General features: G+C 34.4%; 21 protein-coding genes. 7 read left to right on the top strand and 14 right to left on the bottom strand.

Features of this window, described 5'->3' with window-relative positions; all coding sequences use genetic code 11:
• Positions 1-107 precede the first annotated feature (107 nt).
• A complete protein-coding gene (locus tag OZP11_RS06260; protein WP_281234366.1) occupies positions 108-578 on the top strand; it encodes a hypothetical protein in 471 nt (156 codons plus the stop codon).
• Between the two features lie 126 nt (positions 579-704).
• The gene (gene hemN, locus OZP11_RS06265) at positions 705-2069 is read left to right on the top strand and encodes an oxygen-independent coproporphyrinogen III oxidase (protein ID WP_281234367.1); all 1365 of its coding nucleotides are present in this window, start codon (positions 705-707) and stop codon (positions 2067-2069) included.
• 8 nt (positions 2070-2077) lie between these two features.
• Here the strand turns inward: hemN and OZP11_RS06270 are convergent, their stop codons facing one another.
• From OZP11_RS06270 to OZP11_RS06305, 8 genes are all read right to left on the bottom strand, one after another.
• Entirely contained in the window at positions 2078-2779 is a 702-nt protein-coding gene (locus OZP11_RS06270) for a sulfite exporter TauE/SafE family protein (RefSeq protein ID WP_281234368.1), read from the bottom strand.
• A gap of 11 nt (positions 2780-2790) precedes the next feature.
• Positions 2791-3240 (bottom strand): FixH family protein, encoded by a 450-nt coding sequence (locus tag OZP11_RS06275; RefSeq protein ID WP_281234369.1) that lies wholly within the window; start codon positions 3238-3240, stop codon positions 2791-2793.
• A 12-nt stretch (positions 3241-3252) separates the two neighbouring features.
• On the bottom strand, positions 3253-4671 hold the full coding sequence (ccoG, locus tag OZP11_RS06280; RefSeq protein ID WP_281234370.1) for a cytochrome c oxidase accessory protein CcoG: 1419 nt from the start codon (positions 4669-4671) through the stop codon (positions 3253-3255).
• A gap of 18 nt (positions 4672-4689) precedes the next feature.
• Positions 4690-5631, bottom strand: a complete 942-nt coding sequence (locus OZP11_RS06285) for a cbb3-type cytochrome c oxidase N-terminal domain-containing protein (RefSeq protein ID WP_281234371.1) — start codon at positions 5629-5631, stop codon at positions 4690-4692.
• Between the two features lie 2 nt (positions 5632-5633).
• Complete coding sequence (locus OZP11_RS06290; protein WP_281234372.1) at positions 5634-5828, bottom strand: CcoQ/FixQ family Cbb3-type cytochrome c oxidase assembly chaperone; 195 nt, start codon at positions 5826-5828, stop codon at positions 5634-5636.
• Positions 5829-5835: 7 nt separating this feature from the next.
• Complete coding sequence (ccoN, locus tag OZP11_RS06295) at positions 5836-8019, bottom strand: cytochrome-c oxidase, cbb3-type subunit I (RefSeq protein ID WP_281234373.1); 2184 nt, start codon at positions 8017-8019, stop codon at positions 5836-5838.
• A 2-nt stretch (positions 8020-8021) separates the two neighbouring features.
• Complete coding sequence (gene ccoS / locus OZP11_RS06300; RefSeq protein ID WP_281234374.1) at positions 8022-8213, bottom strand: cbb3-type cytochrome oxidase assembly protein CcoS; 192 nt, start codon at positions 8211-8213, stop codon at positions 8022-8024.
• 114 nt (positions 8214-8327) lie between these two features.
• Entirely contained in the window at positions 8328-10715 is a 2388-nt protein-coding gene (locus tag OZP11_RS06305) for a heavy metal translocating P-type ATPase (RefSeq protein ID WP_281234375.1), read from the bottom strand.
• A 206-nt stretch (positions 10716-10921) separates the two neighbouring features.
• Between OZP11_RS06305 and OZP11_RS06310 the strand changes: the two genes are divergently transcribed.
• Positions 10922-11602, top strand: a complete 681-nt coding sequence (locus tag OZP11_RS06310) for a Crp/Fnr family transcriptional regulator (RefSeq protein ID WP_281234376.1) — start codon at positions 10922-10924, stop codon at positions 11600-11602.
• Position 11603: 1 nt separating this feature from the next.
• Here the strand turns inward: OZP11_RS06310 and mazG are convergent, their stop codons facing one another.
• The 3 genes from mazG to def form a co-directional block, all read right to left on the bottom strand.
• Positions 11604-12374, bottom strand: a complete 771-nt coding sequence (gene mazG / locus OZP11_RS06315) for a nucleoside triphosphate pyrophosphohydrolase (RefSeq protein ID WP_281234377.1) — start codon at positions 12372-12374, stop codon at positions 11604-11606.
• Positions 12375-12476: 102 nt separating this feature from the next.
• Positions 12477-12962 (bottom strand): DUF5606 family protein, encoded by a 486-nt coding sequence (locus tag OZP11_RS06320; protein ID WP_281234378.1) that lies wholly within the window; start codon positions 12960-12962, stop codon positions 12477-12479.
• Between the two features lie 62 nt (positions 12963-13024).
• Positions 13025-13615, bottom strand: coding sequence for a peptide deformylase (gene def, locus OZP11_RS06325; protein ID WP_012024598.1), 591 nt, complete (start codon positions 13613-13615; stop codon positions 13025-13027).
• 199 nt (positions 13616-13814) lie between these two features.
• On the opposite strand from def, the gene OZP11_RS06330 reads away from it, so the two are divergent.
• Positions 13815-16037: an FUSC family protein gene (locus OZP11_RS06330; RefSeq protein WP_281234379.1), complete on the top strand. Its 2223-nt coding sequence runs from the start codon at positions 13815-13817 to the stop codon at positions 16035-16037.
• Positions 16038-16076: 39 nt separating this feature from the next.
• Here the strand turns inward: OZP11_RS06330 and OZP11_RS06335 are convergent, their stop codons facing one another.
• Positions 16077-17570: a malate:quinone oxidoreductase gene (locus OZP11_RS06335; protein WP_281234380.1), complete on the bottom strand. Its 1494-nt coding sequence runs from the start codon at positions 17568-17570 to the stop codon at positions 16077-16079.
• A gap of 125 nt (positions 17571-17695) precedes the next feature.
• A complete protein-coding gene (ruvX, locus tag OZP11_RS06340; RefSeq protein WP_281234381.1) occupies positions 17696-18112 on the bottom strand; it encodes a Holliday junction resolvase RuvX in 417 nt (138 codons plus the stop codon).
• Between the two features lie 198 nt (positions 18113-18310).
• Here ruvX and OZP11_RS06345 point away from each other — a divergent pair, with 198 nt between their 5' ends.
• The gene (locus tag OZP11_RS06345; protein ID WP_281234382.1) at positions 18311-20179 is read left to right on the top strand and encodes an LTA synthase family protein; all 1869 of its coding nucleotides are present in this window, start codon (positions 18311-18313) and stop codon (positions 20177-20179) included.
• A gap of 62 nt (positions 20180-20241) precedes the next feature.
• Here the strand turns inward: OZP11_RS06345 and OZP11_RS06350 are convergent, their stop codons facing one another.
• Positions 20242-20868, bottom strand: coding sequence for a PAS domain-containing protein (locus OZP11_RS06350; protein ID WP_281234383.1), 627 nt, complete (start codon positions 20866-20868; stop codon positions 20242-20244).
• A gap of 263 nt (positions 20869-21131) precedes the next feature.
• Between OZP11_RS06350 and OZP11_RS06355 the strand changes: the two genes are divergently transcribed.
• Together OZP11_RS06355 and OZP11_RS06360 are read left to right on the top strand one after the other, a co-directional pair.
• Entirely contained in the window at positions 21132-21947 is an 816-nt protein-coding gene (locus tag OZP11_RS06355) for a 2,3,4,5-tetrahydropyridine-2,6-dicarboxylate N-succinyltransferase (RefSeq protein ID WP_281234384.1), read from the top strand.
• A 152-nt stretch (positions 21948-22099) separates the two neighbouring features.
• Positions 22100-22843, top strand: a complete 744-nt coding sequence (locus OZP11_RS06360) for a glycosyltransferase family 2 protein (protein ID WP_281234385.1) — start codon at positions 22100-22102, stop codon at positions 22841-22843.
• Positions 22844-23063 lie beyond the last annotated feature (220 nt).

Raw genomic sequence — 23063 nt, forward strand, 5'->3', positions numbered from 1 at the left:
TCCTGAAATTTAAAATCTCGGGAGGATTTTTTCTTCCTGGTTATTAAACCGTTTTCTACCGGAAACAGTTTACAATTTCATATTATTTATCAAATTTAAAATCAAAAATGGAAACAAGTGTAACCATAATGGGTATTGTGATTGCGATCATAGTAGCCATTCCAGTATATTTTTCGGCACGATCAAGCGCTGCTAACAAATCAAAAATCTTAAATATTAAAAAGAAGTTCAATCCGAATAATCCTCAGGAATTTGATCTTACAGAATCGCAAAGCAACAAAACACTGACAATTGATCAAAAAAACAGAAAATTTATCCTGATGAATTTCAATCCAAACCAACAGGAATCTACTTATGTTGATTTGAAAAGCGTTTCTTCCTGTAAGTTAGTTTTGACTACAGAAGGAAGCTCAGATACTATCGTAAAAATTGATTATGAGTTTCAGGACAAAGAAACTTCAAAAAAAATAACAATCCCATTCTATGATTTTGATGACGACCGCATTAAACAAATTAGTGTGTATCAGGATCATATGTTTGCTAAAAAATGGCTTAAAATCATACAGGATTCTATTTAGTGTTAGTTATTTAATTCAGTAAAAGAGGCTCATAATGAGTCTCTTTTTTTTTGTTAATTATATGACATTTGTCATTTAATACCCCAGTTCGAAATAGTAATTTTGATGAAAACTAAATCCGTCTTTATGAAAATTTCATTAACCCAGAAGTACAATGTACCGGGTCCCCGATACACTAGCTACCCAACAGTCCCTTATTGGAATGAAGCCGCTTTTAACCTGGAGGAGTGGAAATTATCTTTCCAGAAGGCATTTACAGAAAGCAATTCGCAAAACGGAATCAGTTTATACATTCATTTACCATTTTGCGAAAGTATGTGCACCTTTTGCGGCTGCAATAAAAGGATCACAAAAAATCATTCTGTCGAAGAAAAATACATTGAAGCCGTTCTAAAGGAATGGAGTCTGTACTGCAATTTACTTCCTGAAAAACCACTGATCAAAGAGATACATCTTGGTGGAGGAACCCCTACTTTTTTCTCGACTAATAATTTAGAAAATCTTATTAATGGTATTTTTACCCGCGCCGATAAAGCTGAAAATCACGAATTCAGTTTTGAAGGGCATCCCAACAATACCACTTACGAACAGCTTAAAAAATTATACGAATTAGGCTTTCGCCGAGTAAGTTTCGGAGTTCAGGATTATGCCGAAAAAGTTCAGAAAGCCATTAACCGTATTCAGCCTTTTCATAATGTTGCAAAGGTTACTTTTTGGGCAAAAGAAATTGGGTATAAATCTATTGGTCACGATATTATTTTCGGATTACCATTTCAAACGATTGAGAATGTAATTGATACTGTCGAAAAAACCAACTCTTTAAAACCTGACCGGTTAGCATTTTACAGTTATGCTCATGTTCCCTGGATAAAAGGCAACGGACAAAGAGGTTTTAATGAAGAAAACCTCCCAAAAGATGCCGAGAAAAGAAAACTGTACGAAACCGGAAAAGTTTTACTTTCAGAAAACGGGTATCACGAAATAGGAATGGATCATTTTGCCCTGCCCACAGACAGCTTATTCTATGCGGCACACAACAACAAAATGCACCGGAATTTTATGGGATACAGCGCTTCTAAAACCCAGCTTATGATAGGTTTAGGAGTTTCCTCAATCAGCGACAGCTGGTATGCTTTTGCTCAAAACACAAAAACAATTGAGGACTATTATAAAATACTGGAATCAGATCAGCTTCCGGTTGTAAAAGGTCATATTCTCAATGAAGAAGATCTTATAATCCGAAAACATATCTTAAACTTAACTTGTGAACTTGAAACTTCCTGGAGTCCTGAATCATTATATTTCAAGGAATTACCGGAAGTTTTAATCGCTTTAAAAGAGATCGAAAACGATGAATTAATCGTAATCGAAAAGAACAAAATTAAAATTACAGAAGCCGGAAGACCATTCGTACGTAATATTTGTATGGCTTTTGATTTACATTTAAAAAGAAAATCACCGGAAACCAACTTGTTTTCGATGACAGTTTAAAAATAAGCTTAGTGGCAGTTAGGAGTTCCTTGAACAAATAAGCTCATACTAGATGGAGATAAATAAGGAATTCCTAAACCTAAGCCTCTTAAGATAAACAAAATCCCAATTATTACTGCAACATAAGGAATTGCTTTTTGGATTTTATTTCGAAAAGGCAGTTTTAATAATGAATGAATGTAAACCACAACAGTCATTAACGGAATTGTTCCTAATCCGTAAAGCAGCATATACAAAATACCAAATCCGGCACTCTGCATGGCAATAGCTCCAAATAAAGCAACATACACCATTCCGCACGGAAGAAATCCGTTTAGCAAGCCAATTGTAAAAAGAGATTTATAGCTTTTCTTTTTAAACTGGCTTCCCAAATTAGATTTTATTTTTGATATAATTCTGTAAACTGGTTTTGAAAAATTGTATTGGGCAAAAACTTTCTCCGGAATTAAGACAATAAGAATCATGGCAATACCAATAAATATTGACATTTTTTGCTGCATCCCGGCTAAAAAGAAACCGCGTCCCAGCAATCCGAAGATTAACCCAATTGTAGAATAAGCCATCAAACGGCCCAAATGATAGGTAATAATCTGTGTTACTTTCTTAGCTTCATTTTGATGATCTACCGGAAGCATCATAGCAATTGGACCGCACATTCCGACACAATGCAGACTAGTGATGAGTCCCAAAAAGAAAGCTGAAAATAACATTTTGTGTAGATTTAATTTACGTAGATAACTTCTTTAGTTAAATACTTTTTACCTTCGTACTGCCATTCCATATTAACATCCCAACGGCCTTTTATCAATTTTTTCTGAGGAATGATCAATTCAGAATTAGTTAAGGCTATTTGAGTATTAAAATCAAACTTTTTGTTTGAAGGTCTGTATAACTGAATATTTCCTTTTATTTTATCACTTTCAAATCCGGCAGGAAAAGTTACTGCCACGCCATTGTCAGTGTATTTAATAGAAGGTTTATGCTGCAAATCCTGTGCGTTTTGAATTCTCGCCATTTCTTCCTGAAAATGCGTATCATGTTTGTAATATTCTTCGACAACCAAATCATTATCGTACTTACTATTTGATTGTACTTCGAAAACAAAATATAAAATAAACGTCATAAACAATCCAAATGCAATGACAACTCCTGTACCCCAATTAAATTTCATGATAATACTATTTTAATTAAAACTTCGCGGTCCTAAGAAATTTGTACTGGTTGTTTCAAGAAGTTCTGAGCCGTTATAAACGCCAATTTTCACTTTGGTTTTATCACTTTCCAGAAGTACTTCATCAATTTCAATAAATAAAGTTCCCTGAGATATTCCTTCTTTTACAACTTTAAAATGTCTTTTCCCTACATTTTTTATTTCACCTTTTTGATCAATAAGCTCAAAATGAATATCATTATAATCCTTCATTGTTTTGTTTACAATTTTGTAGGTGTAAACATTACTGATTTTATCCCCGTTATGCTGAAAAAGCTGCCCCGGCAAACGTAAAATTACAGCCTGAACATTTGTTCTTAAAAACAGCATCCCTACAAAAATACTCAATAAAATAAACAAAACCGCTGTATACCCTTTCATTCTTGAAGTAAATTTGAAAGGCTCTTTTTTGGTAATTTCATCTTCAGATGCGTAGCGGATAAGCCCTTTTGGCAGTCCAACGCTCTCCATCATATGATCGCATTCATCTATACAAGCTGTACAGTTTGTACATTCCAGCTGTGTTCCGTTACGAATATCAATTCCCATTGGGCAGACATGCACACACTGAAGGCAATCAATACAATCTCCTTTTCCTGTTAATGCCCTGTCTTCTTTTTTATTAAATTTTGCACGTCCTATTTCTTTTTCACCACGCACAAAATCATAAGCAACATTGATTGATTTATTATCCAGAAGAACACCTTGTAATCTGCCATAGGGACAAGCAATAATACAAACCTGTTCACGAAACCAGACAAATACGAAGTAAAAAACACCGGTAAAAATAAGAAGCGCAATAAAATTGCTTGCTTCATTAACCGGTCCGTTTTCGACCATTAAAAGAAGAGCGTCACTACCCACTAAATAGGCCAGAAAAACGTTTGCTATCACAAAAGAGATCAAAAAGAAAATAGTCCATTTTGTTACTCTTTTTCGAATTTTTTCAGCATTCCATTCCTGTCTGGCTAAACGAGTTTGTGCACCACGATCACCATCAATCCAATATTCAATACGGCGAAAAACCATCTCCAGAAAAATCGTCTGGGGACAAATCCAACCACAAAATATCCTTCCAAAAACAACAGTAAATAAGATTATAAATACGACGCCTACAAGTATTGAAATTACAAAGAGGTAAAAATCCTGAGGCCAAAAAGGGAATCCAAAAATATTAAAGCGACGCTCAATAATGTTGAACATCATAAATTGATTTCCGTTTATTTTAATAAACGGATTTATGAATAAAACAGCCAGTAAAACATAGCTGACAATTTTACGGTAATCGTAAAACTTACCAGACGGTTTTTTTGGAAAAACAAATTTTCGTTTACCACCCTCATCAATGGTTCCGATGGTGTCTCTAAAAGCTTCGTCTGGTAAATTTGACATGGTATTATATTGTAATTTTTATTTTTTTATTGCAGTGCTGTCAGCGGGTTTATCTGCTGCAGAATCTGTTTTTGCGGGCGCGGCATCATCAACCCAAACTTCGCCTTCGGCTTCTTTTGGATCTTTAGGATTACTTCCTTGCAATGATAGAATGTAGCTCGCAACTTTTTGAATTTCTTTTGGCTTAAGGGTTCCTTTCCAGGCGATCATCCCTTTTCCGTCACGTCCTCCGTTTGTAATGGTATGGAAAAGATTTTTAATTCCTCCCCCTAAAATCCAGTGATCATCTGTAAGGTTTGGTCCAATCTGACCTCCTCCATCAGCACGGTGACAAGCTGCACAATTGGCTGTAAAAATTGTTTTACCTTCTTCTAAACTAGGTGCATCAGAAAGTAATACAACTGTTTTTTCATCCATCAGGTCCGGGGCTGTTTTTAGATACTCCTCGACATCTATTTTTGCCTGAGCCATTTCTTTTTTCAGCTCCATCTCCTGGTCATCACCTCCTAATACATCATAATGAATAACGTAAACTACACCGAAAATAATACAGATATAGAATAAATATACCCACCAAGGCGGTAAATTATTATCAAGTTCTTTAATTCCGTCATAATCATGATCCATCAACAGATCTGCCTCTTTAGACATTGGTTCTGTTTTAGTAAGCTTATGCATTAAGTCTTTAAACCATGTACTTTCTTTTAAGCTTAAGCTGTTCTCATAATCTGCCTTCGCTTTTTCTTCCGGCGTCATTAATTGATACATTACTCTGTTTACTGCACTCAGTGTAATTTCGATAGCAATAAGAATGAATAAAAAGACAACCAAAAAGACAGAAACCATTGGGTATTTTACAAAAGCAGGTTTATCTCCTGAGTCTATAAAAAATTCCATTAAAGCAAATACGATGAAGAAAATCAACGGTACTCTAACATATACTGGGAAAAATTTTTTCATTTTTATCTATCTTTTGTAATTACACTAAGTCCTTCATCTAAAGGTATATTGCTCATTTCCTGAATTTTTTCTTTTCTATAAGAGAATACCCAAAAGCCTAATCCTACGAAAAAGAAGAAGAAAATCAAGAGGGAAAGAATCGGGTAAATTTCTATACCCGATATTGTTTCCATATTGTGTTTTATTTGTTCAAACATAATGCTGTTATTTTGAAGTTTTTACTTTAATATCAGTACCAAGTCTTTGTATATAAGCAATCAAAGCAACGATCTCTCTTTCATTCATCGGAATGAATTTTTCTCCTTTTGCAGCAGCTTTTTTACGGCTGTCTTCGTAACTTTTCACAAAGTCAGGATCGCTTTCTAAGCTTTTTTCAATTTTAACTGCCTGTTCTCTTAACGTTCTTTGTGCATTTGCAACATCTTCTTCACTGTAAGGAACACCAAGTGAAATCATGGCTTTCATCTTTCTTTGAGTCAGTGAGATATCCATTGGTTTATTGTCAAATAACCATTTGTAACCCGGCATGATAGATCCTGCTGATGTACTTTGAGGATTCCACATATGATTAAAGTGCCAGTTGTCATTATATTTACCTCCAACTCTTAATAAATCCGGACCTGTACGTTTTGATCCCCATAAGAATGGATGGTCGTAAACAAACTCCCCTGCTTTTGCCTGAACTCCGTAACGTTCCACTTCGCTTCTAAAAGGACGAACTGATTGTGAGTGACAACCTACACAGCCTTCTCTGATATATAAATCACGTCCTTCAAGCTCTAACGGTGTATATGGTTTTACGCTTGAAATAGTTGGTATATTCGATTTAACCATAATAGTTGGTACAATTTGAATAATACCTCCAATTAAAATAGCAATTGTAGCTAAAATGGTTAACTGAATTGGTTTTCTTTCTAACCATGAGTGGAATTTTTCTCCACTTAATCTGTTTTTGTTTATTTTTTGTAAAGCCGGAGCTTGTGCTAATTCGTCTTCGATTGTTTCACCAGCTTTAACAGTCATAATGATGTTATACACCAGTGTAAGCATTCCGATTAAATAGAATGTACCTCCAATAGCTCTCATCCAATACATTGGCATAACAGCAGTAACCGTTTCAAGGAAGTTTCCATAGGTTAAAGTACCGTCCGGGTTAAATTGTTTCCACATTGAAGCTTGTTGAAAACCAGCTACATATAATGGAATAGTGTACACAATGATCCCTAGAGTACCAATCCAGAAATGGAAGTTTGCCAGTTTCTTAGAGAATAACGTTGTTTTGGTCATTCGCGGAATTAACCAATAGATAATACCAAATGACATAAATCCGTTCCATGCTAAAGCTCCTACGTGTACGTGCGCTACGATCCAGTCAGTATAATGCGCAATAGCATTAAAGTTTTTAAAAGAAAGCATTGGTCCTTCAAAAGTTGCCATTCCGTAACCTGTAATCGCTACTACGAAGAATTTTAAAACCGGTTCTTCACGAACTTTATCCCACGCACCTCTTAATGTTAAAAGTCCGTTGATCATACCTCCCCAAGACGGAGCGATAAGCATTACTGAAAATGCAACTCCTAAATTTTGAGCCCAGTTTGGTAAAGCTGAATATAATAAATGGTGCGGTCCAGCCCAGATATAGATAAAAATTAAAGACCAAAAGTGAATAATAGATAATCTATAAGAATAGACTGGTCGATTGGCAACCTTTGGAATAAAATAGTACATCAATCCTAAGAAAGGTGTAGTTAAGAAAAATGCCACCGCATTATGTCCGTACCACCATTGTACAAGTGCGTCCTGAACACCTGCATAAACAGAGTAACTTTTTAATCCTGAAACCGGAATTTCGATGTTGTTAAAAATATGCAATACAGCAACGGTAACGAATGTAGCTATGTAAAACCAGATTGCCACATATAAGTGACGCTCCCTGCGTTTAAGCATTGTACCCACCATATTGATCCCCATTACAACCCAGATTAACGCTATTGCAATATCAATAGGCCACTCAAGTTCAGCATATTCTTTTGAAGAAGTATACCCTAATGGTAATGTGATTGCAGCTGCCACAATGATAAGCTGCCAGCCCCAGAAATGTAAATTGCTTAAAAAATCACTGAACATTCTGGCTTTTAGCAATCTTTGCATAGAATAATACATTCCGGCAAAAAAAGCGTTCCCAACAAAGGCAAAAATGACAGCGTTTGTGTGCAATGGTCTTAAACGACCGTAACTAAGCCACGAGATTCCGTCTGTCAGGTTGGGAAAAAGGTACATAACCGCCAGGGTCAGCCCCACTAACATACCTACTACCCCAAAGAGAATAGTAGCGTAAATGAATTTTTTTACAATTTTGTTGTCGTAATAAAACTGTTCCATTTCCATAATTATACTTGTTTTTCTTCTATTGGTGAATTATTATTTTGAGAAATAATTTTGGTCTCGTCATCAAAAAGAATTCGCACTGACGGCGTATAATCATCATCGTACTGTCCGGACTTAACAGCGACGATAAATGCAATAAAAAAGCATACTGCAACGAAAATACTTACTGAAATTAATAGATAAATAACACTCATACCCTAAATTTATTTGAACAAAATTACTAGGCAATAGGCGTTTAAAATATGATAATTATCATGCAAAAAGAATAAGATAAATGTAATAAAATATTTCCTTAGAATAATTTAGAATCATTTTAAACTGTTCTTACTAAAGTAGTTAGACATAATAGTTACAAAACTTACGATGGTAATTGTACTCAACGGCATAATGATTGCTGCCACTAAAGGAAGCAGGTTTCCTGTAACTGCAAAAGCCAGTCCCACAACATTATAAAGCAGTGATAAAGTAAAACTCATCTTGATAATCAAAATGGATTTATGAGAGAGTTTTAAGAAGTAATTCAGACGTGAAAATTGACCTGCATCCAAAATAGCATCGCAGGCCGGTGAGAAAACATTTACGTTTTCTGAAACCGAAATACCAACATTACTCTGTGCCAAAGCTCCGGCATCATTTAATCCATCTCCAACCATCATTACATTTTTTCCTGTGTCTTGCAGATTCTTAATGAATTCAAGTTTCTGTTCTGGTTTTTGATTAAAAATCAATTCGGTATTCTTAGGCAGAATGGCCTCAAGATTCGCTCTTTCACCATCATTATCTCCCGATAAAACTTTGATGTTATAGTCTTTACTAAGAGTATTAAACAAGTTTTGAAGCCCTTCACGATATTGATTCTGGAAAACAAATTTTCCGTAATTAACGTTATCTATTTTAATATAAAGTGACGTACGTTCAATTTCAGAAGTATCCAAAACTGAGCTTTCTACAAAGGAGGCTGACCCAATTTTGATTTCTTTATTGTCCACGACAGCAAGAATCCCCTTTCCTGTTATTTCCTGAAAATCAGCCACTTTAACACGTTTGTATTCCGGTAAAAAATCATACAACATTCGGCTTAAAGGGTGATTAGAACCTCTTAAAACATTTTTTATCAATTCGTAATTTTGCTCGGAAAGTTCATTTCCTTCATACAAAATATTCGATTTTTTATTCGTAGTTATGGTTCCTGTTTTATCAAAAACTATAGTATCTACCTTTGCCAGCTGCTCGATAACCAATGCATTTTTCAGGTACATTTTTTGTTTTCCCATAATTCGGAGAATATTTCCAAAAGTAAACGGAGCTGTAAGTGCCAATGCGCATGGACAGGCCACGATTAAAACTGCTGTAAAAACATTAAATGCGGTATTGGCATCAAAGAATATCCAGTAACCGAAACCTCCAAAGGCTATCAACAGTAAGATAGGTGTAAAATAACGGCTTATGGCATCAGTAATTGTTTTGTGTTTTTGATCTACTTTTTTCTGGAAAATTTCATTACTCCACAATTGTGTCAGGTAACTTTGTGAGACAGAATGCAATACTTCCATTTCAATCACTTTTCCTATTTGTTTTCCTCCCGCAAATACTTTATCACCGGATACTTTGGTTATCGGTACTGCTTCACCGGTAACGAAACTGTAATCAATTTCGGCTTTTTCGCTTATTAAAATACCATCAACGGGAATTAATTCCTGATTTCTGATAAGAAGTCTGTTTCCTTTTTGAACATCGTAAATAGGAACACTTTCTTCGGATAAATCAGAATTGATTCTGGTAACAGCAATTGGAAAATACGATTTAAAGTCACGTTCAAAACTTAAAAAGCTATAGGTTTTAATCTGAAACATTTTTCCGAGAAGCATAAAAAACACCAAACTCGCCAGACTGTCAAAAAAGCCCGGTCCGTGGTCCATCAGCATATCGTAAGAGCTTCGAATAAACATAACGATAATTCCCAAAGCAATTGGAATATCGATATTCAGCATTCTGGTTCTGATACTGTGATAAGCCGAAACATAATAACCACTTGCAGAATATAAAAAGCTTGGCAACGCCAAAACAAAAATTAGCAGCCTGAAAAATGGTTTATAACTGTCCAGCCAGAATTCTTTCATTTCAAAATACTCAGGAAATGAAAGCAGCATGATATTTCCAAAACAAAAGAAAGCGACACCCAGTTTATATGTTAAACTTCTGTCTACTTTATTTTTTCCTGTTTCGTAATTTTCTAAACTAATATATGGTTCGTACCCAATTGAACTAAGGAGATAGGCTATTTCTTTTAAGGAAACAACATCAGAATTAAATGTGATTCGGACTTTTTTCTCAGGAAAATTAACTTGTGAGGTACTTATGCCCGGCTGCAGACGATTGAGATTTTCAAGAATCCAAATACAGGAACTGCAATGAATGTGCGGAATACTAAGCGAAACGATAGCTGTGTTCCCTTCCTGAAATTCCAGTACTTTTGAAATAATAGCCTCGTTTTCTAAAAAATCATATTTACCCTGAATATCCTGTGGTGTTGCTCCGGGAGATTTTTCAAAATCATAATAGCAGGTTAAATCATTTAGACTAAAAATTTCGTAAACTGTTTTACAGCCTGTACAACAAAACTTTTTTTCATCAAAATTGATCTCTTCATTTTTAGGAATAATCAGTCCACAATGAAAACAATTCTGCTCACTCATAATTTGTTTTTTTAATCCGGCAAAGTTTCAAAATTCATCGCGATTTTAACTATGACATTTATCATGTTTCATTGAAATCAAAACTCTAATTTAGCAAAATAAACCAGTTGGACCGTAATTTTCGTTTTTTTATGTATTTTTTAGGCAATAAAATTACCAATGAACGCCAATATTGGTTAATTTTGCACTAAACTTTTTTAATCGCCATGAGTAAATGTGATCAATGTATCGTAAGACAGCTTTCTTCTTTAAAAGCCCTGAACAAAGATGAGGTCGTAAAACTGGCTAGCAGTAAAACCACTTACACAATTAAAAAAGGGGAAGCAATTTTTGAAGAAGGTGAAGTAACTAATGGTGTTTTTTGTGTTAAAGACGGCGTTGGAAAGCTATCAAAGCTTAGTGCAAATGGAAAAGACCAAATTGTGAAACTTGTTAAGTCTGGTGAACTTCTGGGACAGCGCTCTATGATTAGTAATGAGCCTGCTAATTTATCTGCAAAAGCTATTGCAGATATGGAAGTTTGTTTTATTCCTAAAGCCGAAATTATTCATTTCTTTAACACCAACAATCAGTTTTCTTTGAATCTGATGCAGTCTGTATGCGAAGATTTGAAAGAATCTGATAATGACAAAATTGCTTTAGTCCAGAAAACCGTAAAACAGCGTCTGGCAGAAACTTTACTGCAGCTGCATGAGGATTTTGGCGAAAATCAGGATAAGACTTTAAAAGTACAGCTTACCAGAGAAGAACTCGCCGGAATAATTGGAACTGCAACAGAAAGCTGTATCCGTTTATTATCTGATTTTAATAAAATGGAATTGATTGAATTAGTTGGTAAAAAAATAATGCTGAAAAATATAAAAGCATTAAAAAAACTGGCTGAATAAATTATTGCTTTTTAGCTTCGTTCCAAAAAACATCCATTTCAGCCAAAGTCATATCCATTAAGGGCCTGCCTAATTCGGCTGCTTTATTTTCCAGATATTGAAAACGCTTAATAAACTTTTTATTAGTACGTTCTAATGCGTCTTCCGGATTTACATTCAGGAATCGGGCGTAGTTAATTATTGAAAACAAAACATCTCCAAATTCGGCTTCAATTTTATCCTGATCGCCTGATTTTACCTCTGCCTGAAGTTCTTCCAGTTCTTCCTGGACTTTGTCCCAAACCTGATGCGGTTCTTCCCAGTCAAAACCAACACCTTTTACCTTGTCCTGAATCCTGCTTGCTTTTACAAGCGCCGGCAGACTTCTCGGCACACCTTCCAAAACGGATTTCTTTCCTTCTTTAAGTTTAAGTTTTTCCCAGTTTTGTTTTACTTCTTCTTCATCTTTTACAACTGTATCACTGTAAATATGAGGATGGCGGTGAATTAATTTATCACAGATTTCATTGCAGACATCAGCTATATCAAAATCATTCGTTTCTGAGCCTATTTTAGCATAAAAAACAATATGAAGCAATAAATCGCCCAGCTCTTTTTTAACTTCATTTAAATCATTATCTAAAATAGCATCACCTAATTCGTAAGTCTCTTCGATTGTTAAATGTCTAAGTGACTGCAGTGTTTGTTTTTTATCCCACGGGCACTGTTCACGAAGTTCATCCATTATAATTAATAATCTTTCGAAAGCTTTTAACTGAAGTTCTCTGCTCATCTTTATTGTATTTGATTTTTTTAATGAAGGGAATGTAAAAGTAAAAAATCCTGTCAAGAAAACATCTTAACAGGATTAATATATTTAAACTTTAAAGAAGGTCTATTCTTCTTTTTTAGCTTTTGCTTTTTTAGCAGCCGGTGCTTTTTTTGGTTTTTCCTCTACAACCGGAGTTTCTTCCGAAGCTTCAACAGCAGCAGGAGCTAAATCTGTAACCAGACCTTTTGCCTGTAATGTATTGTACCAGCTTAATACTTTTTTAATATCAGACGGATAAACTCTTTCTTCATCATATTCCGGTAAAATTTCTTTAAAATAAGCACTTAAAGTTGCGTTATCTTCTTTGTGAGAAATAGCCTGACCTTTGTTTTCTTTAGTCGCAATTTTCTGCATTACTTCCGTCAATGGTTTTTCTCCTTCGTATGTATAAATAGAAATTTCCGATAATAAACTTACATTACTTTTTAAGTTTACCGTAATTTTTTTTCCGTCTAATAATGATTCTGCCACAAAACCTGTACGAGTCTGAACTTTCAATACATATAAACCTGGTTTCCCAGAAATGGCTAAAATTTTGTCTAAATTCATGTTTATTAAAATTAGTATTAAGAATTTTATAATTTATTTTATGTTCTAAATTCTAAAGAACATTATCTGCCTTTTTTAGCAGCTGCAAATTTCATTCTGTATTCCTGAAAAGTTTTACCTTCAGTAATATTTTTCAATTTCTTCTGGATCAAACGCTTTTTCAGTGAAGATATTTTATCTGTAAATAAAACCCCTTCGATGTGGTCGTATTCGTGCTGGATAACTCTGGCAATTAAACCATCGAAAACTTCTGTTTTCATTACAAAATCTTCTTCGCAGTATTCAATTGTAACGGTTGGTTTTCTATATACATCTTCACGAACATCCGGAATACTTAAGCATCCTTCGTTAAAACTCCACTCCTCACCTTCTTCCTTAACGATTTTAGCATTGATAAAAGTTCTTTTAAATCCTTTTAAATCCTTTTGTTCATCAGCCGGTAAATCTTCATCGTCGCTAAAAGGAGTTGTATCAATCACAAATATACGAATTGGCAAACCTACCTGCGGTGCAGCAAGTCCAACACCGTAAGCATTATACATGGTTTCGTACATGTTTGCTATCGTTTCTTTCAGGTTTGGATAATCCGGTGTTATTGCCGTACCTACTTTTCTTAAAACAGGATCACCATATCCTACAATTGGTAAAATCATTTGTATTTATTTAATGTTTTATCTAACGAAAACCTTTATTAAAGTTCGCGTAATTCAGCTGGCAAAAATAGTAAAAAATAGTCAATGAATAGTTTTAAACCTATATTATAACATATTTTTTATATGCGTTCAAAAACTCAGCTATAATTATGCCAAAATATTTCTCACAATTAGTAACTTTGCTAGTAAACCTCACTTTATGATTGACCGTATTTCGAAATTCACCAACAGCACATCTTTTTTAAATGCATCAAAAGTTACTATTGCCTCAGTTGTGCCTGTACTGATTTTGAATTTTTTAGGGCATTTTGAAATAGGTTTTACCATTGCACTAGGAGCTTTCTACACCTATCCAAGTGATATCCCAAGTTCGCTGATCCATAAAATAAAAGGTCTTATTGTGGCTTCTTTTATCGTTTCGGGAGTAAATTTATTAGTTAATTTTGCCTATCCATATCCGCTTATATTTTATCCCTTTTTAGGTTTTTTATTATTTTTATGTTCAATGATCTCAGTTTACGGCCAGCGCGCTACTCTGGTTTCGTTTTCTGCTTTATTATCAATTTCTTTATCATTCGGGCATTTGCATGAAGGCTGGGAAGCGGTTCAGTATTCCGGTTTTATTTTTGTCGGTGGTATTTTATATTTGATTGTTTCCTTAATATTCCATTTTGTACAGCCTTATAAATATATAGAATTGCAAATTGCCGAAGGAATTAAGCTAACGGCAAAATACCTTAAGTTAAGAGGCGATTTATGGAGTCCCGAAGCTAATCGTGAGAAAATAATCGAAAAACAACTGGCCATACAGGTTGATCTGAATTTAATTCATGAAGATCTGCGAAAAATGCTTATTGGCAATCAAAGCGCCTCCGGGACTACAAGTCAAAACCGTAAAATGCTTTTGGTTTTTATTACCCTTGTTGAAATTCAGGAACTTGCTTTGTATACTTCGTTTGACCACAGCAAACTTCATGAAAAATTTGACAAACATCCCGAAGTTCTCAGGACGTATCAAAACGTGGCTTATAAACTGGCTTCGACTTTAAAAAAGCTTTCAAAAAATGTGCATACTATCAGCGTTTATGTTGATAAGAATGATCTCAAAAACGAACTGGACGCATTAGAATTTGCCATTTTTGATTATGAAAAAACATTAGGAAAAGAAGCCGCTGCAGAGGGTGTTTTGATGCTGACCAATATGCTAAAATATGCTAAAAATCAGGTTGGAAAAATCAAAACCATTCAGCGTGCTTTATCACTTGCCATGCAGTCCTATAAACTAAAAGATAAGGACAAAGAACTGGAAAAATTCTTAACACCGCAATATTACCCTATACGAACACTACTTGAGAATTTAAGCCTTTCATCATCGATTTTCAGGCATTCATTACGTTTAACCATTACTATATTAGTAGGTTTATTTATTGGTGAAGCACTTGATCTGCAAAATACGTACTGGATTTTACTGACCATTGTAGTAATCATGCGTCCGGGCTACGGTTTAACAAAAGAGCGATCGTATAATCGTATGTTCGGAACGGTTTTGGGCGGTTTATTAGCTTTCGGGATAGTATCTGTGGTTCAAAACCATGTTGCTTTGAGTATTTTTTCTATTGTGTGCATGCTTTTGGGTATATCTTTTACTCAGATTAACTATAAAATCAGTGCTACATTTGTAACCATGTATGTGGTTTTTATATACGGAATTTTAACGCCGAATGTGGTCGAGGTTATTCAGTTTAGAATATTGGATTCCCTGACCGGAGCGACTTTAGCTTTTATTGCTAATCAGTTTTTATGGCCGGCATGGGAATTTATCAATACCCCTATTCATCTCGAAAATTCGATCAGGGCAAACAGAAATTACTTAAAAGAAATTGCTGATTTCTATAATGCAAAAGGAGAAATTCCAACTTCGTACCGATTATCGAGAAAAAATGCTTTTGTTGAAATTGGAAATTTAATGACATCTTTTCAGCGTATGATGCAGGAACCTAAGTCAAAGCAAAAAACAATGCCTTTGGTAAATAAACTTGTGGTATTGAATCATTCGCTTTTGTCTGCCTTAGCCTCTTTGTCTACTTATATACAATCACATCAGACTACATCGGCATCAGAATCTTTTAACTATATCATCAGAACGATTTTACTAAATCTGGAACATTCTATTTCGATTTTAAGAAACGAAACCATTATTACGGATACGTTTTTTGACAAGGAAGATGTTACTTTACAGTTTGAAGAACTAAAACGTAAAAACTTTAATCGATTGGCTGCAGATGATGAACTGGACAAAGAAACACGTCAGGCCAAAATGCAGGAGGCTCAGATGGTGATCGAACAATTAATCTGGATGAGCAATCTGGCAGAAAAAATCCTGAAAATCACAAAAGAGCTAAAAACAACAAATCCAGATTAATTCATCTGGATCTGCTTATTTATAAGAGTAAAAACTCTATTATTTAATTTTTAAAACCTCTGCAGTATATTTTCTTAATTCTGCTAAAAGTTCCGGATTATCATTTAATGTTTTACCATAAGAAGGAATCATTTCTTTAAGTTTGGCTTCCCATTCCGGTGTTTTTATCTGACCGCCAAAACATCTGCCGATTAAATCAATCATGATAGCAACAGCAGTAGATGCACCCGGAGAAGCTCCTAACAAAACAGCCAAAGTTCCGTCGTGTGTACTGATTACTTCTGTTCCAAATTCAAGAACACCGCCCTCTTTTTCATCTTTTTTAATAACCTGAACACGCTGTCCGGCTCTTTCCAGTACCCAGTCTTTCGAGCGTGCCGAAGGAAGGTATTCACGAAGTGCTTTCATTCTGTCTTTTGGAGACTGACGAACCTGCTCGATTAAATATTTGGTTAAAGGAATATTATGATATCCCGCAGATAACATTGGGATTAAGTTGTTTGTTTTGATTGATAAAGGCAGGTCTAAATAAGAACCATTTTTTAAGAAACGTGTTGAGAATCCGGCGAAAGGCCCAAAAAGAAGCGCTTTTTCACCATCAATTACACGGGTATCAATATGCGGAACCGACATTGGCGGCGCACCAACACTGGCTTTTCCGTATACTTTTGCCTGATGCTTGGCAATTACCTCCGGATTTGTACATTTTAACCATTGTCCGCTTACCGGAAAACCTCCGTAACCGTGGCCTTCAGGAACATTTGCTTTTTCAAGCAAAGGCAATGATCCTCCTCCGGCACCAATAAATACAAATTTAGGGTATGCTTTACGCTTTTGTCCTGTAGAAAGATCTTTGATCTTGATTCTCCAGGATTTGTCTTCGCGTTGTCTTAATTTTTTAACTTCGTGATTGAAGAATAATTGTACGCCGTCTAATTTTTCAAGATAATTAAACATGCTTCTGGTAAGGGCGCCAAAGTTAACATCGGTACCAATTTCCATGTGTGTCGCAGCCAATTTTTCGCCTTCTTCTCTTCCTTCCATTACAAGAGGCATCCATTCTTTTAGTTTTTGAAAATCTGTACTAAAAGTCATTTCAGAAAAAATAGGATTGCTTTGAAGAATTTCAAATCTCTTTTTAAGATATTCTACATTTTTTTCTCCCCATACAAAACTCATATGAGGAACACTTTTGATAAAGTTTTCCGGCGAAGGAACTTTATTCTGCTGTACTAAATATGACCAAAACTGGCGTGATATTTCAAAAGATTCTGCAATACTGACTGCTTTTTTAGGATCAATACTTCCGTCAGGTTTCTCTGGAGTATAATTTAGCTCACAAAATGCAGAGTGTCCGGTTCCGGCATTATTCCATGCGTCTGAACTTTCGGCAGCCGCCACATCTAATCTTTCGTAAATTTCAATTTTTATATCCGGCTGCAGTTCTTTTAAGATTAAACCAAGAGTTGCACTCATAATTCCAGCTCCAATAAGCACTACATCACTACTGGAACGTATTGTATTGTCAGGCATAACAGTATTTGTTTTTAAAAGTGCAAAGGTACTTTTTTCAATCGCAAAAAAAAACTAATTTTTACATGATAAAAGTTAGAAAATCATATTTTTTTGTGAAAAAGTGAAATTAATTTGATGCAAACTTAAAAACGATTAAAAGAAAGATAATCCTGAAGCATAATAGTTGCAGAAATTTCATCGATAAGCCCTTTATTCTGGCGCTGTTTCTTACTTAGCCCACTGTCGATCATGGTTTGGAATGCCATTTTTGAAGTAAAGCGTTCATCGACTCGAATAACTTTCATATCCGGAAAAATATTTGAAAAATGCGTTACAAAACCGTTTATAACAGAAGCACTCTCAGAGGGCTGTCCATTCATTTGTTTCGGTTCGCCAATTAAAACCGCTTCTACCTTTTCTTTTGCAAAATAATCTTTTAAAAAGTCAATTAAATTATGGGTTGGAATTGTAGTTAAACCCGAAGCAATAATCTTCATTTCGTCTGTAACTGCAATTCCCGTACGTTTTTGTCCGTAATCTATAGAGAGGATTCTTGGCATTTTAAATTTTTTATCAAAGGTAACTATTTAATTTTGTCAATTTCCAAAAAAAAGGCTTGTTCTGATGCTTAATTAAGGCTGATAAATCTTAATAATTAAAAAGTTTAGAATACTTTTGTGCCGAAATTAATATTATAACCAGTGGTATTATATTTCTAACAAAAACAAAAATAACAAACCTGCCAAAACCCCCTTTTAATGGACAATTACAAAAGAAATGTCTTTCTGTTTTTAGAAAGATTTATTCTCATTTTCTTCGTTTACCAACTCACACGAATTCTGTTTTATTACCTAAATCTTGATTTATTTCACCAATTAGATTACAGAGTCTTTATAGGCGGATTTTTCTTTGATCTTGCCGCTATTACTTATATAAATATTCTGTTTGCCATAGCACATATTGTTCCCGGCAATTTTAAATATACTAAAATTTATCAGGAAACACTTCGAATTGCTTTTTATGTTGTTAATATCATTTTTATTGCAACGAATTTTATTGACATTATTTATTATCGTTTTACTAACAGGCGAAGTACATATGGCATGATTACGGCCAAAGGAATGGAACATGAAGCTTTTATCCTGATCCCTTCATTTTTAAAAGAATTTTGGTATATCGCAATTCTTTTTCTTGTCATTTGCTTTCTTTTATGGAAATTAATCCCAAAAGCTGCTAAAACTGTTGAAATTGAAAAGTTAACGCGCAGGAATTATTTAGAAATGACAGCCATTATCTCCGTTTTTATTTTGGGAGCGGTTGTGGTAATCAGAGGAGGTGTACAAGAAAAACCCATCAGAATTGTTGACGGAATTAAATTTGGAAACTTAAACAATTCCGCATTGGTTTTAAACACGCCTTTTACTATCCTAAAAACTTTTTCAAAAAAGAATGATCTTGAAAAAGCGGCTTTTTTCAATCCAAAGGAACTCAATTCTATTTACTGTCCGGTTCAGTCCATACGATCAAACGAAGCTAAAATCAAAAAAAATGTTGTCATTATTATTTTAGAAAGTTTTGGAAATGAAAATATTAATCGCGGACAAACTCCTTTTTTGGATTCACTGATTACAAAATCACACTATTTTAAAAATGCATTTGCTAACGGAAAAGTTTCTATTGATGCTGTTCCTTCCGTTATTTCAAGTATTCCAAGTTTAATGAACAGTCCGTTTATTACTTCCAGTTTCTCATTAAACAGAACACAGAGCCTTCCTCATATGCTGAAAAAAGAAAACTACCATACTTCTTTTTTTCATGGCGCATTTAACGGAAGCCAAAACTTTGACCAATATTGCAAATCTGCAGAATTCGACGAATACTATGGAAAAGACGAATATACAGGTAAAGAAGCTTTTGATGGGCGCTGGGGAATTTTCGATGATGAATTTATGCAATTCTATGCTTCAAAATTAAACTCATTCAGACAACCTTTTTTCAGTACAATATTTACTATTTCCTCGCACAATCCTTATATCATTCCGGATAAATACAAAGGTAAATTCCCTAAGGGTGAAACTGTAATTCAGGAAAGTATTGCTTATACTGATTTTGCATTGCGTAATTTTTTCAAAACTATTCAAAAAGAAGACTGGTACAAAAATACCTTGTTTGTTATTACGGCTGATCATACATCATCCAGCGGCAATAAAGCTATTGACCAGACAAGTCTGGGTAAATTCAGGATTCCGATTTTATTCTTCGATCCTTCGGTGCCCGACTTTAAAGGAGTTGACGAGAGAATTTTTCAGCAGGTTGATATAATGCCAAGCGTTCTGGATTATTTGCATATTAATACCGATGTGGTCAGCTTTGGAAAAAGTTATAAATCAAAACAAAATTTTGCAGTTCATTATCTGCAGGGAACGTATTACTACATTAATAATGACTACTATATGGCTTTTGCTAATAATGAAGCTATTGGTTTTTATAACTGGAAAAAAGATCCATTGCTAAAACACAATCTGATGCACACAGAAACTAAGCTGGTCAAAGAATCCGAAAAATTCTTAAAAGCTTACATTCAGTCTTTCAATAATCGTGTGTTAGATAATGAATTAAGTATCTAAAATCAAAAGCCCGCTTTGAAAATTTCAAAGCGGGCTTATATTTTAAAAAAGAATAACTGTTTTTATCGGCTGAATAATCGGCTGAAAAAACCTCTCTGTTCTTCTTCCTCTTCTTCCTGTTCGTAATTTGCAAATTTTGCATGTGCTTTTTCATGCTCAAAAATAAGCTCTTTAATATATTCAACATACGTTCTCTTTTTTTCTTCCAGAAAACCTATTAAATATTTCTCGCTGAATTCAACACCGCTTGCCGCTTCAATTTGAAGTAATTTTTTGTACAAAGGCTCAATATGCATTGTAATCACTTCCTGAGGTACAGATTGTCTTCTTGCAAAATAGTTTACAATAACACCGTTTTCATCTCTCGCAATGTCAAAATCTGTAATAACCCAGTAATACCTGCCTGTTTTAGCCAGGTTTTTTACAATAGCGTGAAAGTTTTTTCCGTTTTTAAGATTTTCCCAAAGCACTTTAAAAATAACCTTCGGCATATCCGGATGGCGAATAATATTGTGCGGCTGTCCCATTAATTCGTAATCTTCATAGCCACAAACGTCAACAAAAACTTCATTGGCATATTCAATAATACCATAAGCATTTGTTTTACTCATAATTACTTGTGATTTGTCCCATGCAACTTCTTTGTCAATAACTGTAACTGGAGTTCTAGGTTGATTTTCTTGATTCATGTGTCGATTATATTAATGTTTTTTCAATTCTAGCTCGTTTAGAATTAATCCGACAAAATTAGACAGAACAAAAAGTCACAAACCTGACTTTTATCATATTCTGATACAAAAAAAACTTTTAAAGGCAGTGTTGTAATTTTTAAAGTATATTGAAAAAATAAATTTCCCAAAATAAAAACAAAAAGTTAAATCTGTAACATTATCCAGTCTTTTAACCTTTTTGCTTTTCTTTAAATACGTTATCTTTGCCAAAAATTAAACTTATGAATTCTTTACAGACTATAATTGAACAAGCTTGGGAAAACAGAGCTTTATTACAAGAAACAGCTACAACGAATGCTATTAGAGAAGTTATCGAATTGGTAGACGCAGGAAAATTGCGTGTTGCAGAACCTGTTGGCGACAAATGGCAGGTTAACGAATGGGTTAAAAAAGCCGTTGTAATGTATTTCCCAATTCAAAAAATGGAAACATGGGAATCCGGTATTTTTGAATACCACGATAAAATGTTACTTAAAAAAGGTTATGCTGAAAAAGGAATTCGTGTAGTACCAAATGCTGTAGCCCGTTATGGAGCTTATATATCAAGCGGTGTAATCTTAATGCCAAGTTATGTAAATATTGGTGCTTATGTAGACGAAGGAACTATGGTTGACACCTGGGCAACTGTAGGAAGCTGTGCTCAAATTGGTAAAAATGTTCACTTAAGCGGCGGTGTTGGTATTGGCGGGGTTTTAGAGCCATTGCAGGCAGCTCCTGTAATTATCGAAGACGGTGCTTTTATTGGTTCACGTTGTATTGTAGTAGAAGGTGTTCACGTTGGTAAAGAAGCTGTTCTTGGCGCTAACGTTTGTCTTACGGCTTCAACAAAAATTATCGATGTAACAGGCGACGAACCGGTTGAAATGAAAGGCTATGTACCTGCTCGTTCTGTGGTTATACCAGGAAGTTACACTAAGAAATTTGCTGCCGGAGAATACCAGGTTCCATGCGCATTAATCATTGGAACCCGCAAACCATCAACAGATTTGAAAACTTCTTTAAACAATGCGCTTCGTGAATACGATGTTGCAGTGTAATTAAAAAATCATAAAACTCCTGTTTTCACAGGAGTTTTTTTTTACAGTATCTTCAACTGAAAATAAATCTTATTTTACTACAAAATTACCATTCAGAGAATATTTTTTATTTAAAATAAAACCACATTTGGCGCTTCATAAAAAACACTGAAATGCCTAAATTAAAACTATCTGTAATTATTCTTACCTACAATGAAGAAAATTACATCGCCGATGCAATAAGGTCTGTTGCATTTGCAGACGAAATCATTGTATTAGACTCTTATAGTACAGACCGAACCCCGGAAATTGTTTCTGCTTTTAATGCAAAACTGATCTATCGCAAATTTGATAATTACAGTAATCAAAGAAATCATGCTATTCAATCAGCATCGGGGGAATGGATACTATTTTTAGATGCAGACGAAAGAGTCTCTACAGAACTAAAAGATGAAATAGTAAAAAGCATCAATTCTCATGAACATGATGCCTACAAAATATGGTTCCCTCATTTTTTTATGGGACGTTTTCTATTTCACTACACAGACAAAGTAACCCGGCTTATAAAAAACAATAATATACATTTTGAAAATGAGGTTCATGAAAAACTGATTTTGAAATCGAAGCCTGGACTGTTAAAAAATCATATGATTCATTATACCTATAAAGGACTCTTTAATTTTATAAGCAAAAAGGATAAATATGCTTGGTTTCAAGCAAAAATGTCAGTAAAAAAAGGTAAAAAAGCGACTCTTTTTCTATTATTTTTCAAACCCTTTTACAGATTCTTTCATACTTATTTTATAAAAAGAGTATTTCTTGACGGTGTTCCTGGTCTTGCTGCCGCCGCAATTGATGCTTATGGTGTTTTTTCTCGATATGCTAAAATAATCTTGCTAAAAAAGGAACTAGAATAATTTTACTTTCTCAAATTCTATTCTATTTTTTCTAATTAAACTTTATTAGTAATCGCAAAGCATAATCAAACAGATTTCGTGTTACATCATCAAATGTCAAAATGATACTTTTTTAGGTTAACTAACTATTCTTTCTAGTTCAGAAAAATGAAAGGTTTTAAAATTATTGTCCTTCAATTTTTTTTCAAGATTTTGAACTTGAAATCTTAATTTATTTACA

The sequence above is a fragment of the Flavobacterium gelatinilyticum genome (assembly GCF_027111295.1).
Taxonomy (GTDB): domain Bacteria; phylum Bacteroidota; class Bacteroidia; order Flavobacteriales; family Flavobacteriaceae; genus Flavobacterium; species Flavobacterium gelatinilyticum.